The sequence below is a fragment of the Streptoverticillium olivoreticuli subsp. olivoreticuli genome (genome assembly GCF_003391135.1).
Classification (GTDB): Bacteria; Actinomycetota; Actinomycetes; order Streptomycetales; family Streptomycetaceae; genus Streptomyces; species Streptomyces blastmyceticus.
Genome location: NZ_CP031455.1, coordinates 947,559 through 963,706, shown reverse-complemented (window position 1 = coordinate 963,706; position 16,148 = coordinate 947,559). Strand labels below are relative to the sequence as shown.

The 16,148-nt window shown below is 68.0% G+C and carries 9 protein-coding genes and 1 pseudogene; 3 read left to right on the top strand and 7 right to left on the bottom strand.

The genetic code is table 11. The annotated features are described in order from the left end of the window. Window positions 1–2: 2 nt before the first annotated feature. Both DXZ73_RS04195 and DXZ73_RS04190 read right to left on the bottom strand, forming a co-directional pair. Window positions 3–2,315, bottom strand: a complete 2,313-nt coding sequence (locus tag DXZ73_RS04195; protein ID WP_116209671.1) for an ATP-binding cassette domain-containing protein — start codon at window positions 2,313–2,315, stop codon at window positions 3–5. A 32-nt stretch (window positions 2,316–2,347) separates the two neighbouring features. Beyond that, window positions 2,348–3,292, bottom strand: coding sequence for a Gfo/Idh/MocA family protein (locus tag DXZ73_RS04190; protein WP_116209670.1), 945 nt, complete (start codon window positions 3,290–3,292; stop codon window positions 2,348–2,350). A 118-nt stretch (window positions 3,293–3,410) separates the two neighbouring features. Between DXZ73_RS04190 and DXZ73_RS04185 the strand changes: the two genes are divergently transcribed. After that, window positions 3,411–4,400 (top strand): helix-turn-helix transcriptional regulator, encoded by a 990-nt coding sequence (locus DXZ73_RS04185; RefSeq protein ID WP_116209669.1) that lies wholly within the window; start codon window positions 3,411–3,413, stop codon window positions 4,398–4,400. A 170-nt stretch (window positions 4,401–4,570) separates the two neighbouring features. Next, window positions 4,571–5,125, top strand: coding sequence for a hypothetical protein (locus tag DXZ73_RS04180; protein WP_162890018.1), 555 nt, complete (start codon window positions 4,571–4,573; stop codon window positions 5,123–5,125). 664 nt (window positions 5,126–5,789) lie between these two features. Here the strand turns inward: DXZ73_RS04180 and DXZ73_RS04175 are convergent. Next, window positions 5,790–6,062: pseudogene (locus DXZ73_RS04175) on the bottom strand (macro domain-containing protein); the annotation flags it as partial. A gap of 604 nt (window positions 6,063–6,666) precedes the next feature. Between DXZ73_RS04175 and DXZ73_RS04170 the strand changes: the two are divergent. Further along, on the top strand, window positions 6,667–7,428 hold the full coding sequence (locus DXZ73_RS04170) for a MerR family transcriptional regulator (protein WP_116209667.1): 762 nt from the start codon (window positions 6,667–6,669) through the stop codon (window positions 7,426–7,428). A 113-nt stretch (window positions 7,429–7,541) separates the two neighbouring features. On the opposite strand, the gene DXZ73_RS04165 is transcribed toward DXZ73_RS04170, so the two are convergent. The 4 genes from DXZ73_RS04165 to DXZ73_RS04150 all read right to left on the bottom strand — a co-directional run bounded on the left by DXZ73_RS04165 (window position 7,542) and on the right by DXZ73_RS04150 (window position 15,693). After that, the gene (locus DXZ73_RS04165) at window positions 7,542–9,620 is read right to left on the bottom strand and encodes an FG-GAP-like repeat-containing protein (protein WP_162890017.1); all 2,079 of its coding nucleotides are present in this window, start codon (window positions 9,618–9,620) and stop codon (window positions 7,542–7,544) included. Between the two features lie 75 nt (window positions 9,621–9,695). Continuing rightward, window positions 9,696–11,255 carry a transglycosylase family protein gene (locus DXZ73_RS04160; RefSeq protein ID WP_116209665.1) on the bottom strand — a complete coding sequence of 520 codons (1,560 nt, stop codon included), beginning with the start codon at window positions 11,253–11,255 and terminating at the stop codon, window positions 9,696–9,698. Between the two features lie 102 nt (window positions 11,256–11,357). Continuing rightward, window positions 11,358–13,826, bottom strand: coding sequence for a glycoside hydrolase domain-containing protein (locus tag DXZ73_RS04155; RefSeq protein WP_116209664.1), 2,469 nt, complete (start codon window positions 13,824–13,826; stop codon window positions 11,358–11,360). A 46-nt stretch (window positions 13,827–13,872) separates the two neighbouring features. Beyond that, entirely contained in the window at window positions 13,873–15,693 is a 1,821-nt protein-coding gene (locus tag DXZ73_RS04150) for an FG-GAP repeat domain-containing protein (protein WP_116209663.1), read from the bottom strand. Window positions 15,694–16,148: the final 455 nt, after the last annotated feature.

Here is a 16,148-nt window from a genome sequence, read left to right as displayed (position 1 = left end):
CTTCAACCGTCCCCTGAGCCGCCTCGCAGGTCCTGCCGCAGCGCCCGGGCGGTGTGGGACGTGCGATGCTCGAGCAACTGGGCGGGGGTGCCGGTGAACAGGATCTGTCCGCCGTGCCGTCCGCCCTCCGGGCCCATGTCGACGACCCGGTCGGCCCGCTTGACGACATCGAGGTTGTGCTCGATGACGATGACGGTGTTGCCGTCGTCGACGAGCCGGTCCAGCAGCCGCTGGAGGGTGTCGATGTCCGCCATGTGCAGGCCGGTGGTGGGCTCGTCCATCACGTAGATGCCGCTGCGGCTGCCGAGATGCCCGGCGAGCTTGAGCCGTTGGCGTTCGCCTCCGGACAGGGTCGACAGGGGCTGCCCGAGCGTGAGGTAGCCGAGCCCGACCTCCACGAGCGTCTCCAGCGCCGCCCGCACACTCTTCTCGCCCCGTCCGGTGAAGAACGCGCGGGCTTCCTCGGCGGTCAGCGCGAGGACGTCGGTGACCGTCCTGCCGCGCAGGGTGTGGGCGAGGGCCTCGGCGCTGTAGCGCAGGCCGCGGCAGGCCTCGCACACCGTGGTGACGGGATCGGCGAAGGCCATGTCCGCCGTGATGCTGCCCTTCCCGCCGCACGCAGGGCACGCGCCGGTCGAGTTGAAGCTGAACAGCCCGGCGGGCACGCCGCCCGCGTCGGCGAAGAGCTTGCGCACAGTGTCCATGATCCCGAGCCAGGTGGCGGGTGTGGAGCGGGAGTTGGAACCGATGGCGCTCTGGTCGATGACGACGGCCTCCGGGTGGTGTTCGGTGAACACCTCGGAGATCAGGGTGGACTTGCCGGATCCCGCCACGCCCGTGACCGCGACCAGCACTCCGGTGGGGATGTCCACGGAGACGTCCTTGAGGTTGTGGCGGCTCGCGCCGGTGACGGCCAGGTGCCCGGTGGGAATGCGGACCTCGGTCTTCAGCGGCAGCGTGCGGCCCAGGTGCCGGCCGGTGAGCGTACCGGCCCTGCGCAGCCGGGCCACGCTCCCCTCGAAGACCACCTGCCCGCCGCGCGTCCCCGCGCCGGGCCCCATGTCGACGACGTGGTCGGCCAGGGCGATGACGTCCCGGTCGTGCTCGACGATCAGCAACGTGTTGCCCTGGTCCCGCAGCTGCGTCAGCAGCTTGCCCACCCGGTTCACGTCGCGCGGGTGCAGGCCGGTGGACGGCTCGTCGAAGATGTACGTCATGCCGGTGAGACTGGAGCCCAGGTTGCGCACGATCTTCAGCCGCTGGCCCTCGCCGCCGGACAGGGACGCCGTCTCGCGGCCCAGGTGCAGATAGCCCAGCCCGATGTCGTCGATCCGCCGCAGCCCCTCGATCGCGGCCTTCGCGATCGGGGTGCCCAGTGGGTGACCGACCTTTTCCAGGACGCCGATCAGGTCGATGATCTCCATGGCCATGTGGTCGGCGATGGTCAGCCCGTTGATCCTCGTGCGCAGGGCGGCCGCGTTCAGCCGGGCACCCCGGCAGTCGGGGCAGTCGGCGTCGGTGGTGAACTCCTCCACCGCGTCCCGGGTCCGCTTCGACAGTGTGGAAAGGTCCCGGTTGAGATAGAGGCGGTTGAACCGGTCGACGACGCCTTCGTAGGTGACGTTCTGGGTGCCCTTGCGGGTGGCGAGTTCGATCTTCACTTCGCCGTCCGCGCTGCCGTGCAGCAGGGTCTGCCACTCCTTCTTCGTGTACGAGCGCAGCGGCTTGCCGTTGTCGAAGAGCCCGGAGCGGGTGAACAGCGTCCACTGCACACCCCCGACGTTGAACAGCGGGAAGAGCAGGGCCCCGGTGTTGAGGGACTTGCTCCTGTCGAAGAAACGGTCCAGGTCGAGCTGGACGGTGCGGCCCAGCCCCTGGCAGGTCGGGCAGGCGCCGGACGGGTCGTTGAAGGAGTACGCCGTCGACATGCCCGCCGACGGTTCTCCCGCGCGGGAGAACAGCAGCCGGATCAGCGAGGCGATGTCCGTCATCGTCCCCACCGTGGAACGGGCCCCGCCGCCGAGGGGCCTCTGGTCCACCACGACGGCGGGGGAGAGGTGGCGGATGCCGTCGGCCTCGGGCTTCTCGTACTTGGGCAGGCGGTTGCGGACGAACGTGGGGAAGGTCTCGTTCAGTTGCCGCTGGGACTCCACGGCGATGGTGTCGAAGACCACCGACGACTTGCCCGACCCGGACACGCCGGTGAACACGGTGATCACCCCCTTGGGGATGGTCAGGCAGACGTCCTTGAGGTTGTGCTCGCGGGCATGGGTGATGACGATGCCGTGCTCGTCACGACGGGGATTGCTGTGCATGGCGGTGCTCCTGGCAGGCGGTGCGGGGGCGGTCAGGACTGTGTGAGGGCCTGGTCGATGTCGAGCGCGAGGCGCAGCGCCTCCGTGGCCGCACGTGGGGTGAGGAGGGTGTCCTCGGTGCCGCTGGTGAGGCAGTCCAGGACGTGGCTGATCGCGGCGGCGTAGTTGTCGGCCGGAGCGAGGTCGATGTCACGGGAGCCGGCCGGCGTGTATTCGGCCAGGCGCATCACCGGGCCGGTGCGCTCGAAGGGACGCTCGTGCAGTTCGAGGACGCCGCCGGTGAACGTGGCCTCGAAGCCGTGGGTGACACCGTAGGAGACGGGGACCATCGACGAGGCGGTGTACTCCACCACCACGTCGTCGTAGCGCAGCACCGTCTCCGCTGCGGCCCGCCCGTCGCCTGCACCGACGCCGGCGGCGTGGATCTCCCGCGGCAGGCCGAGAGCGGCGACGGTGTAGTCCAGGTCGGAGAGCATCACCTCCAGCGCGAGCCGGTCCAGCCCCAGATCCACCGGCCCCCAGACCGGGCCGGCCTTGCGGTACGAGCGCAGGGTCCGCAGCTCGCCGAGCGAGCCGTCCCGGATCACCCGGTGCAGGTGCCGCACGGCCGGATGCACCCGCATGAACATGTCGATGAACACCTGCTTGTCGCTCGCCTCCGCGGCCCGGACGATCTCCTCGGCCTCCGCGACGGTGGGGGCGATGGGCAGCTCGCACAGCACATGCTTGCCTGCGGCCAGCGCCCGCAGGATGTGCTCCTTGTGCAGGGCGGTCGGCAGGCACACATCGACCAGGTCGATCTCCGGATCGCTGTAAACGGCGTCGAGATCCGTGGTGGTGGCGAAGCCGAAGTTCCGGGCGAACACCGCGAGCTTCTCGGGGTTGCGCCCATGGACGACCACCTCGGTGTCGGGACGCGCGGCGTAGACGCCGGCATGCGCGACGGCGAATCCGGTCCCCAGCAGTCCGATCTTCATGGCGACACATCTCCTTGGCGATATACGAGGGAATGATCTGGTTCGTTCCCTCCGGCAAATCCCACGCTAGGAGCCTTTTAGGACACGACTCGTCCGCATACGGAGTCACAGTGGAGGCATGACGACCGACATGCCCGCCCGGATGCTCCGCCTGCTCTCGCTCCTCCAGACCCGCCGCGAATGGGCCGGTACGGAGCTCGCCGACCGGCTCGGCGTCACCACCCGCACCCTCCGCCGTGACATCGACCGGCTGCGCGAGCTCGGCTACCCCGTCGAGGGCACCACCGGCCGCTGCGGCGGATACCGCCTCGCCGCCGGCACCGCCATGCCACCCCTGCTCCTGGACGACGACGAAGCCGTCGCCATCGTCGTCGCCCTGCGCACCGCCACCACCGACGTCACCGGCATCGAGGAAACCGCCCTGCGCGCCCTCGCCAAGCTCGAACAGGTCCTCCCCGGCCGGCTGCGCACCCAAGTGGCGGCCCTCCAGCAGGCCACCACCGCACCCGTCACCTACGGCAGCGCATCCCGCGCCCAGGCCGACCCAGCCACCCTGGCCCTGCTGGCCGCCGCCTGCCGTGACCACGAGATCGTCACCTTCGACTACACCACCCGCCACGGCACCCCCGGCCCCCGGCGCGTCGAACCCCACAGCCTCGTCCCCGCCGCAGGCCGCTGGTACCTCGTCGCCTACGACACCCACCAGGACGACTGGCGCACCTACCGCCTCGACCGCATCACTGACCCCACCCCCACCGGCCACCGCGTCCCGCCACGCGCACTGCCCGCACCCGACCCCGCCGCCTATGTCGCCGCGAAGATCGCCACCGCGCCCGCCCGCTACCGGGCCGTCGCCACCGTCGCCGCCCCCGCAGACACCGTCCTCGCCCGCACTCAGGGCCTCCCCGAACGTGTCACCCCTCTCGATGCCGACACCTGCACCGTCGACCTCTCCGGCGACTCCCTCCACCGCATCACCCAACTCCTCGCCGCCCTCGACAAGACCACCGCCCTCGACGCCGACCCGGCGGTCCTCACCCACCTCAAGGCAGCCGCGGAGCGGACGTTGCTCCTGCTCTCCGCCGAACCCGGAACCAGTACGGGGTAAGGCGCAGAAAAGGGCCAGGTGAGACCCGACGGGCCAATGGTTACTGAATGGGACATCCCACGACCTATTGCGATCGTAATGTCGCTCCAGACCCCCGGAGATCCCGTTTGGTATTCGGCCCCGAACAGGAGCCGCGGGTCAGGTAATTGGCCAGCAATGAGGAGAGAGCCTTGTCCAATCGAGCAACCCGAAAAGCGGCCCGAATGAACAACCGCGCCGCTATCGCCCTCGGCGCCGGTGCATTCATCGCCGTACTCGGTGCCGGAGCAGCCCAGGCAGCAACCGCACCCGCGGTGAAGACACCCGCCGAGCACACCGCGCAGGCCAAGCCCGCGACGGACCGAAAGGCCCTGATCAAGCAGGCTGAAAAGCACCTGGCTCATGCCAAGGCCAACCTCGACCGCATCCAGCGCGGGATCCGTAACGGCACCCTCGACGCCGACCGCTACGCCCTCGCGCTGGAGATGTACGGCAAGGACGTCACCGGCCTGACCCGCAAGTACGACGAACTCCGCGAAGGCAAGGCATGGGACGCCTCCCAGATCCCGGACACCGAACGGAAACTGCGCTTCGCCGAGGCGAACCTGAAGAGGATTCAGCAGGGCATCCGTAACGGCACCTACAGTGCGGACGAAATGGGCCTCGCGCTGGAGATGTACGGGAACGACGTCATCGGCCTCACCTACAAGCTCGACGACATCAGGACCGGCGGGCTGAAGCGCTGACCACACCGCGCCTGCCCCCAGACTGCGAGGGTGGGCGTTGAGGCTGGGGCGGGGCGACTCCCCGCCCCAGCGGACAGTCGACGCCGAAGTGCCCACGTGAAACGGTCGGCATCGCATCGTCAGGGCGGAAAATTGGCTTGTGTATCAGCCAGTTGATCGAGATCGCCCGTAAACGCATGACGATCTTGCCTTGTTCTTCGCGAGAGGTTGCTTCGGTGGCTCAAGTTCCAGGCAGGTGCTCTCCCTGTCCAGGAGCGCAGGACAGTTGCCGACGGTTCGAGAGCGCTGAAGGTAGCGGCTTTGGACAGTCGTATGGCGTAGCTCGAGGCGGAGTTCAAGTCGGGGCAAGTTTCCGCCGTCGAGTGCGCGCGGCTTCTCGGGGAGGTGGTGCGGGATCGGGAGGAGCTGACGAAGGCATCTGCGGCCAAGTCTGTTGAGAAGTGGGTGTCCGTGCAGAGGCACGTGGTGGACTGTGCGGGCGGGGTCTGTGATTGCCCCGTCCCGACCTACGCGGAGTGGTGGGACGCTTCGACTCCGGAGGAGCGGCGCGAGAAGTTGCTGGCTTGGGTAGTGACGAGGCTCCGTCTCCCTGGGGGCCCAGGAGCCGGCGCTGGCCGTGTGAGCAGCCACGGGCCAACGCTTCCATCGATCTTCCGCTTGGTCGTCAGTGCGCCTGCGCGGTGAAGGCCTCGTAGGCGGCCTCGTCGAAGAGGACGAAACGGACCTCTTCCACGGCTGTGTCCGCGGTGCGGACCTCTTCCACGGCGATGCGTGCCGCGTCGTCCATCGGCCATCCGTAGATGCCGGTGGAGAGCGCCGGGAAAGCGACCGTCCGGGCGCCCAGTTCGTCGGCGACCCGCAGCGACTCTCGGTAGCAGGAGGCGTGGAGCTCCGAGCGGTCCTCGGTGGCGGACCACACCGGGCCCACGGTGTGAAGCGTTTACCCACTCCTGAGCCCCCGTTCTGGCCGTTTGAGCAGGTCGGGGTCATGTAGTCCACGTGCGTCGACGGTGTTGGTGAGACGCACGTGAGAGAAAGCGACAGGTGAGGAACCCCCGTCGAGTAGGCGTCGACGGGGGTTCCTGCGTTTGGGGACTGCCTGGCTCACGGTGTTCGGCGCGATCTTGCTGTGCTCCGGCTCACCGTTCTCGACGCAATGGAAAGGGCGAGGCGGCGGCTGAGACAACGCGGTGCGCGTCTGCGGGCGGTCGCGCCGCTCGGGTGACTTGCCCGATTCTTGACGTTCTGGTGGTGAGGTGCGGGCACGGGAGGTGCCGACGGCCAGATGCTCAGGAATAAGGAGTTGCGGGCGGCAGATGCGGTGTGGGCGGCGGCTCGACGGCTCTGTTCGCGAAAATGTTCACGAGTTTCGACAGCGCCGGGTTTTGCAAGCAGGCCGATCGTGATCACCGTCCGTGCGGCCGCTGATCGGCGCGTAAGAAGCTGAGAGCCGGGCTTGAACCTGCCGCAGCGGAAGCCTCTACCGTCTTGAGCAGGGCCGGAGGTTCCGGCCCGGTGAAGCACGTGCGAGGGAGGCGGCGATGGCCTGGCCGATCGCGGAGGTCGCCCGGATGTCGGGTGTGACGGCCCGGACACTACGGCACTACGACGATATCGACCTGCTGCCGCCGGCCTGGATCGGGGCCAACGGCCACCGTTACTACGAGGAGCGCCAACTGCTGCGGCTGCAGCAGATTCTCGTGCTGCGGGCGCTGGGCCTGGGGCTGCCCGAGATCGGCCGGATCCTGGCCGCGCAGGTCGACGAGCTGGAGGCCCTGCGGGGCCATTACCGCCGGTTGCTCGCCGAGCGCGAACGGCTGGATGCCCTGGTCGGCACCGTCGCCCGCACGATCACCGAACTGGAGCAGTCCAGGAAGGACGGCACAGACATGATCAGCATCAGCCGGCCGGAGAATCTGTTCGAGGGCATCCGGCCTGCCCAGTGCATGAAGGTCCTACGCGATTTCCCGGAGCTGGTCGGGGCCGTCGAGCGGCGTACCGCGGCGTTGAGCAAGGCCGAGATCGAGGCCGACGAGCGCGAGCGCACGGCGCAGATGATCCGGCTGGCGGAGCTGCTGGCCACCGGCCTGCCCGCTGACGCCGACGCGGTGCAGGCCGAGATCGACATCCAGTACCGGACGTTGGCCCGGAGCCGGGCAGCCACCGCCGAGGAGTACCGCGCGATCGGGCGTTGCTGCGTGGAGAACGAGCACTGGCGCGCGGCGTACGAGTCGATCGCGCCGGGCCTGGCCGCGTACCAGCGGGCCGCCATCGAGGCGTACGCCGCAACTCGGCTGCGCTGAGCCGGGACCGGGCCGCCGCCACGGGGGTGCGGCGGCCCTGCCGGATCGGGCCACTTGCAAAGAACCTGGCCGGTTCGTGTGCCGTGTGCTGTTGTGGAGTCGAACGGTTCGGGTCACTGGGTGGTGCTGCTGTCCCAGTTCGCCCGCGGGGTGGCGAAGTCCGTGCCACGGCCGGTGAAGGACCACAGCGCGGTGCGGTTGCGGCCGTTGGCCGCGTTCCCGTAGTCGTACATCACCGCGAGGTCGGCCCTGCCGTCCCCGTTGAAGTCCCCGGCCACCGGCTCGCTCACGGTCCAGTTCCAGCTTTTCACCGGGTCGGTGGAGCTGTCCCACGCCAGGCGGGGTTTACCGAATCCGTTGCCGTTGCTGGTGAAGGTCCACAGCCCGGTGCGGTTGCCGGAGCCGGTCCTGCCGTAGTCGTACAGGACCGCGATGTCGGTCTTGCCGTCGCCGTTGAAGTCCCCGGCGACCGGCTTGGCGGCGGACCAGCTCCAACTCTCCGATCCGCTGTCCCAGACCTGCTTGGGACCGGCGAATCCGTTGCCGTTGCTGGTGAAGGTCCATAGGGCGGTGCGGTTGCCGTAGTCGTAGAGGACGCCGATGTCGGTCTTGCCGTCGCCGTTGAAGTCACCTGCGACGGGCTTGCCGGCGGTCCAGTTCCAGCTTTTCACCGGGTCGGTGGAGCTGTCCCAGACCTGCTTGGGACCGGCGAATCCGGTGCCGTTGCTGGTGAAGGTCCACAGCCCGGTGCGGTTGCCGGAGCCGGTCCTGCCGTAGTCGTAGAGGACGCCGATGTCCGCTCTGCCGTCGCCGTTGAAGTCGCCCGCGACGAGCTTGCTCGTGGACCAGTTCCAACTGGGAACGGCCGTGTCGTCGCGGCTGTCCCACACCTTGCGGGGTGCCTCGAAGCCGTTCGGTGTCCCCTTGAAGGTCCACAGCGCGGTGCGGTTGCGGTCGCCGTCCTTGCCGTAGTTGTAGAGGACGCCAAGGTCGGTCTTGCCGTCGCCGTCGAAGTCCCCGGAGGCCAGCGCGCTCGCGGACCAGTTCCAGCTGTCGGCACCGCTGTCCCAGACCTCGCGCGGCGCGGCGAATCCGGCCTCCGCTCCGGTACCGGAACCGTTGGAGATCCACAGGCTGGAGCGGTTGTGACCGTCCGGGGTCCTCCCCTGCCCGTAGAGCACTGCGAGGTCGGCCTTGCCGTCGCCGTCGAAGTCCCCGGACGTGCTCAGGTGCCGCGGCGGCTTGAGGTAGCCGATGATCGGCGCATGGTCCGAATACCCGTTGGGGGGACCGCTGTCGGGCGCGTTCTCGGTGGTGTCCATCCGGGTCCGGTCGACTTCGCAGGATGTGAACTGACTCGCCGATTCTCCCCACGAGGCGAAGATGTGGTCACGCTTGCGCCATACGTGTCCGCCCTTTTCGTCCCAGGAGTGATGGGTGGCCTCGTTGACCGTGTCACCGGCGCCGTAGGAGCGGCGGTCGCACTCGTCGAATTCGTCCGAGATCGGCTTGAGCTCGGCGGTGTCCGGGAACATGTTGAAGTCGCCGCCGAGCACCAGCTGATAGCGGTCCGGCCAGATCTCGTTCTTCACGTTCCGGATCTGCCCCGGCCTGCGAGGGTCGGCAGGGTCGGACAGGATGTGGGTGGTGCAGATCCTGGTCGACCAGCCCTCGACACGTACACAGAGGATGGGCAGGGTCTGCTGGTCGCCGCCCCCGGGCACGGTGTTCGTCGCGGTGGTCGCGGTGACGCGCCCCTTGACCGCGATCCCCACGCCCAACGTGCCGCTCAGCCCGCCCCGGCAGTTCGTGGTCCCGTCCGGGCGGGCTCCCGGGGCGTGCGCGATCGACCAACCGCTGCCCAGGGCCGCGCGCAGCCGCTCCATATGGCTTCCGGGCGCCTCGCCGCACACCTCCTGGAGCATGACGACATTGGCATTGCGCTCCGCGGCCACCTGCGCGATCTGGTCGACCTTCGCCTGGGGATCGTTGCGGTAGGGGCAGTAGCCGTCCTGGCCGCGCAGCCCGCCGGCCTCCCCGCAGATGTTCCAGGAGACGACACGCAGTTCCGGCTCGGCGAGCAGCGTCGGCGGACTTTGATCCCGTACGGCGGCTGCGGACACCGCAGAACGCCCCTGCTCCGGCCCGGCCGCCTGCGCCACCGAATGCACCGGAACGATCAGGGCGCACACGCCTGTTATGGAAGTGAGCAGCGTTCTCAGTCGGTATTTCATCCTTCCTTCTCTCTTCCGTACGACATGAATGGCTCAGCCGACCTTGCTCATGTTCCAGTTCCAGCTCTTGACGGGGTCGGTACGGCTGTCCCACGTGAGCTTGGGGCCGGCGAATCCATTGCCGTTGCTGGTGAAGTTCCACAGTCCGGTGCGGTTGCCGGAGTCGGTCTGGCCGTAGTCGTAGAGGACGCCGATATCAGTTTTGCCGTCGCCGTTGAAGTCCCCTGCGACCGGCTTGCTCGTGGCCCAGTTCCAGCTCTTCACCGCGCTGTCGTCCCGGCTGTCCCACACCTTTGTCGGCGCGTTGAGGCCGGTGCCGTTTCCCGCGAACGTGAACAGTTCGGTGCGGTTGCGGTCGTCGTTCCTGCCGAGGTCGTACAGCACCCCGATATCGGCTTTGCCGTCGCCATTGAAGTCGCCGCCGACCACCTTGGCAGCTGACCATCTCCAGCTCTCCGATCCGCTGTCCCAGGTCTGCTTGGGGCTGTTGAATCCGCTGCCCGTGCTGGTGAAGGTCCACAGTCCGGTGCGATTGCCGGAGCTGGTTTTGCCGTAGTCGTACAGCACCCCGATATCGGTCTTGCCGTCGCCGTTGAAGTCGCCGGAGACGGGCTTGCTGGCTTCCCAGTTCCAGCTCTTCACGGGGTCGTTGTTGCTGTCCCAGGTCTGCTTGGGGCTGTTGAACCCGCTGCCGTTGCTGGTGAAGTTCCATAGGGCGGTGCGGTTGCCGGAGTCGGTCTGGCCGTAGTCGTAGAGGACGCCGATGTCGGCCTTGCCGTCGCCGTTGAAGTCGCCGACAGTCAGCTTGCTGGAGGCCCAGTTCCAGCTTTTGACAGGGTCGTCGTTGCTGTCCCAGACCTTGACCGGGCTGTTGAATCCGCTGCCGTTGCTGGTGAACTCGTACAGCTTGGTGCGGTTGCGGCCGTCCTCGGTGCGGCCCATGTCGTACAGGACCGCGATGTCGGCCTTCCCGTCCCCGTTGAAGTCGCCGACGGCCAGTTTGGCGGCCGACCAGCTCCAGCTGGCCGATCCGCTGTCCCAGACTTTCTTCGGGCTGCCGAAGCCGCCACCGCTCCCGGAGAACGTCCACAGTCCGGACCGGCTGACGCCGCCCTCCTTGCCGTAGTCGTACAGCACGGCCACGTCGTCGCGTCCGTCGCCGTCGAAGTCACCGTTGACCCGGGCGGAGGCGCCGTCGTCCGGCGCGTCGGGGAAGGGGCGTGCGTCGTCGTCGGCCAGCCCCATTTCCTTTCCGCAGTGCGGCCAGGGAGCCGCGCCCTCATTGTCGAGGACCCGCTGCGCGACCCGGATCTGCTGTTCCTTGGTGGCCTGATAGGGGTATGGCGCATAGTCCGTTCCGTGGTACGCCACCCACGTACTCTCCAGGAATTGCAGGCCGCCGTAGTACGGTGCCTGGTTGTATCCCCAGTCCCCGCTGCTCTCGCACTGGGCCATCTTTTCCCAGGTGGCGAGTGATGCCGCCTGGGCGGGGGCGCCGGTGACCGACAGCGCAAGCAGCATGCCGGAGGCCGACACCGCCGCCGCGCCCGCGCGTCCGGCCTTCCTGCGGGGGGTGCGGGTCTTGCGTATCAAGGGATCCACTTCTTCCTTCCATTGAATGACGGGCCCGTCCGGCCGGGCCGCAACCGGGCCGGACGGGCGCCGACGGGTGCCGCACGTCTCACAAGGGGGGCATCAACTCACCTTGCTGGACCGCCAGTTCCAGCTCTTCACGGCATCCGTTGCGCTGTCCCAGCCCAAGAGGGGTGTACCGAATCCGGTGCCGTTGCTGGTGAAGGTCCACAGTCCGGTGCGGTTGCCGGAGTCGGTCTGGCCGTAGTCGTAGAGGACGCCGATGTCGGTCTTGCCGTCGCCGTTGAAGTCCCCGGCGACCGGCTTGCTGGCGGTCCAGTTCCAGCTTTTCACCGGGTCGGTGGAGCTGTCCCATACCTGTTTCGGGCTGTTGAATCCGTTGCCGGTGCTGGTGAAGGTCCACAGCCCGGTGCGGTTGCCTGAGTCGGTCCTGCCGTAGTCGTACAGCACGCCGATGTCGGCTTTTCCGTCGCCGTTGAAGTCGCCGCCCACTACCTTGCCGGCGTCCCAGTTCCAGCTCTTCACGGGGTCGTCGTTGCTGTCCCACACCTTGACCGGGTTGTCGAACCCGTTCGTGGTGCCGGTGAAGGTGAACAGTTTGGTGCGGTTGCGGCCGTCCTCGGTGCGGCCCATGTTGTAGAGGACGCCGATGTCGGCCTTCCCGTCGCCGTTGAAGTCGCCGGAGACAGGTTTGCTGGCGGCCCAACTCCAGCTGTCCGAGGCCGCGCTGCTGTCCCACACCAGCTTGGGGCTGGCGAAGGCGGCACCGTTGCTGGTGAAGGTCCACAGGCCGGTACGGCTGCGGTCGCCGTCCCTGCCGTAGTCGTACAGCACCCCGATGTCGGTCTTGCCGTCGCCGTTGAAGTCGCCGGAGACGGGCTTGCTGGCGTTCCAGTTCCAGCTTTTGACGGGGTCGTCGTTGCTGTCCCAGACCTTGACCGGGTTGTTGAATCCGCTGCCGTTGCTGGTGAACTCGTACAGCTTGGTGCGGTTGCGGCCGTCCTCGGTCGCGCCCATGTTGTAGAGGACGGCCAGGTCGGTCTTTCCGTCGCCGTTGAAGTCGCCGGCCGTCAGCTTGGCGGCCGACCAGCTCCAGCTGTCCGACGCCGCGGCGCTGTCCCACACCTTCTTCGGGGCGCCGAAGCCGCCGCCGGTCCCCGCGAACGTCCACAGCGCGGACCGGCTGACGCCGCTGTCCTTGCCGTAGTCGTACAGCACGGCCACGTCGTCGCGTCCGTCGCCGTCGAAGTCGCCCTTGACGCGCGACGAACCGTCTTCTCCGCCGGGTGCGGGCAGGGCCGAGGACGGGGCGACATCGACGTAGTCGCGGTCGATGGCGAGGGTGACACCGCCGTAGGTGTCGTTCACCTGGCCGCGGTACTGGTGGATGCGCCGCCCATTGGGCCAGTAGCCGGGGCCCGGAAGCCCCATCGACGCGTCCGACACATCGGCCTTGAGGTTCCAGTTCGCCGACCACAGCACGTCGGGCGACGCGTAGTTGGCGTCGTCGGCCACCGAGGCGAGGTCCGGGGTGCCGCTCGTTTCGCTTGCGTACACACCGGAGCGGTAGCCACGTTCGTGGAGGCGGCTGGTCCACCCCGACACGTAGTCGATGACCCGGGCCCGGTACGAGCGGTTGTCGTAGTGCTCCATGTCGCTGTAGATGACCGTCCCGGGGCCCAGGCCCAGGTCCGCCGCCTTGGCCACGGCGGCGTCCGCGGACTCGCGGCCCTGCGCGTCCGCGGTGGCCGGAGAGATGTCGCCGGCCTGGAGATCCACGAAGAGAGGCAGCAAGTGCCACCCGTCGGCGGTCTGCTGACGCACCCAGTCGCTGGTGAGCTGCGGCTGCGCACAGCCCCGCTTGCGACCGCCGATGTAGATGCCGACGGCCCCGTAGGGCGACGAGGCCTTCCACGCCTTCATCGCGGCGGACGAAGGGGCGGTGCAGGACTCGAAGCCCAGCCCTGTGTACCCCTTGTCGGCCGTGACGGCGGCAACCGGTGGAGCCGCGAGGCCGCTGCCCGCCTTGCCGGGCAGGGGAGTCGGCTTGGCTGTCGCGTCTGGGCGAGCCGAGCCGAGGACGGCGGCGACCGTCGTACTGGACGTGCCGTAGGAGGCCGTGACCATGACTCCGGCGCCTTCGACGGCGACCTTCGTCTCGTGGTCGTACGTCACCGGCAGCTCGTGCGGCATCGAGGTCCCGGCAGGGACGCGCAGTGCGTGGGAGACGTCCTGGCCGCCCGCTCCGGTGATCGGCTCCAATATCAGGGCGTCCGTCTTGTCCGCGACCAGATGGGAGGGGCAGGACTGTTCGGTGCCGGGGTGGCCCAAGTACACCGTGTGGCGGTCGAGCCGCACGCACGTGTCCGGGCTTTTTTCCAGGTCCACGACCGGCCAGCCGGAGGGTACGTCGAGGGTGAGGCCACGGTAGGTGATCGGAGTGGTGCCGGACCGTCCGGCGTTCGAGGGCGCGGCCTGGACCGCGGCTGTGCCGGAGGCGGCGAGGGCCATCAGGGCGGCAGCGGCGGCGAAGGCCACGCCGTTCGTTCTTCGCATTCGTATGGTTCGCATGTGTGGTGGCTCTCCCGAACAGTGAGGTGAGGAGGGGCGAAGCCGGTCAGCCGAGCTTGCTCGCGCTCCAGTTCCAGCTCTTGACGGGGTCCGTGCTGCTGTCCCAGCCGAGCTTGGGGCTGTCGCTGCCGCTACCGTTGCTGGTGAAGGTCCACAGCCCGGCGCGGTTGCCGGAGTCGGTCCTGCCGTAGTCGTAGAGGACGCCGATGTCGGTCTTGCCGTCGCCGTTGAAGTCACCTGCGACGGGCTTGCTGGCGGACGCGTTCCAGCTCTTGACGGGGTCGTCGTTGCTGTCCCACACCTTGACCGGGCTGTTGAACCCACTCGCCGTGCCGGTGAAGGTGAACAGCTTGGTGCGGTTACGGCCGTCCTCGGTGCGGCCCATGTCGTAGAGGACGCCGACGTCGGTCTTGCCGTCGCCGTTGAAGTCGCCGGAGACGGGCTTGCTGGCGTCCCAGTTCCAGCTCTTCACCGGGTCGTTGTTGCTGTCCCACACCTGCTTGGGGCTGTTGAATCCGCTGCCATTGCCGTTGAACGTCCAGAGTCCGGTGCGGCTGCCGGAGTCGGTCTTGCCGTAGTCGTAGAGGACGCCGATGTCGGCTTTTCCGTCGCCGTTGAAGTCGCCGGAGACGGGCTTGCTGGCGTCCCAGTTCCAGCTCTTCACCGGGTCGTTGTTGCTGTCCCACACCTGCTTGGGGCTGTTGAACCCGCTGCCGGTGCTGGTGAATGTCCAGAGCCCCGTCCGGTTGTGGTCGTCGTCCTTGCCGTAGTCGTACAGCACCCCGATGTCGGCCTTGCCGTCACCGTTGAAGTCCCCGACCGTCAATTTGCTGGCGTTCCAGTTCCAGCTCTTGACGGGGTCGTCGTTGCTGTCCCACACCTTGACCGGGGCGGCGAATCCGCTGCCGGTGCTGGTGAACACGAACAGTTTGGTGCGGTTGCGGCCGTCCTCGGTCGCGCCCATGTTGTAGAGGACGCCGATGTCGGCCTTGCCGTCGCCGTTGAAGTCGCCGACCGCCAACTTGCTGGAGGCCCAGTTCCAGCTCTCCGCCGTCCCGCTGTCCCACACCTGCTTGGGGCTGTTGAAGCCGTTGCCGTTGCTGTTGAACGTCCACAGGGCCGAGCGACTGCGGTCGTCCTTCCTGCCGTAGTCGTAGAGCACCGCCACGTCGTCGCGGCCGTCGCCGTCGAAGTCGCCCTGGACCCGGGCGTTGTCCTCGGCGGGCCCTGCGGCCGTGTCGTCGTCCACGATGGTGTTGAGGCGGATCGGGCGGTACTGCTCGGACCTGGAGAAGTAGGTGTACGGGATCACATGGTGGTGCAGACCGCTGCTGCTGAATTCATAACCCCAATAGGAGGACTGGGAGGAATCTGCCCACTTTTCGAACAGGACGACGTGACCGTCGTTGCCGGGCGCCTTGTTGTTGAGCGCGTCGCCGGGCTTCAGCTCGTCCTTGGAGATCTCGTGGGCGATGCCCGCGGGAATGAACGAATCGGTGGTCTCGCCCGGGCCGGGCAGCCCCCAGGCCATGGAGACGAAACCGGAGCAGTCCGTGCGCCAGCCCTGATAGGTGTTGTACCCGCTGTAGTGGAGGCCCTTGCCGAACCAGCCGGCGGCGCGTCTGAGGGTCTCGCTGCGGGTGATGGGCTTGGCCGCGAGACTCGACGAGATCAGGCCCTTGTGCTGGAGCTCCGAGGTGGGGGTGCCCTGCCCCGGGCTCGGGCGGTCGTCCTGAGCCCCGGAAGCGGCGGCCGCGCGGGAGTCGGCGACGGCCGTCGGGGCGACGGTGCCGACTGCCGTGAAAGCAAGTGCAGTTGTCACCAGGGCGGCGACGGATGACGCATGACGTATTCGAGAGATCTTCATGTGTGCTTTCTCCAGCCTTCTGTTTTCGGGCAGCCTTCGGCGTGGCGAGGTGCGTGGGTGGTGTACGCGGCGTTGCAGGGCGTCGTTAGCCGACCGCTCGAATGCGGGGGCCGCGTGGGAGGTGTGGCAAGGGGTGTTCGTGAACGGTGGGACGGACGGCTAGATCAGCGGCGGAAGGCTGATTCCTGTCGGCGTGGTCCGCCACTCCAGGGTCCGCACATGCGTAGCCATCCCATGGTCTCCTTCGGAATCGTCGGGCAACGGCTTCAACTACCGTCACTGCCCTGACGTTTCATGTGCCGAAGATGTGACAGGTTCGCGGAAAAACTTTTCGGTGGAGAGAACTTCGGCGAGGAGAAGGTGGACGCTGCCCCCGCCGGCACGCCAATCGCGCCGTAGGCCAAGCACGCCGAGCGAGGCGCCCGCGCCAGGAACAGTGCGGATGCCTTGCTGAT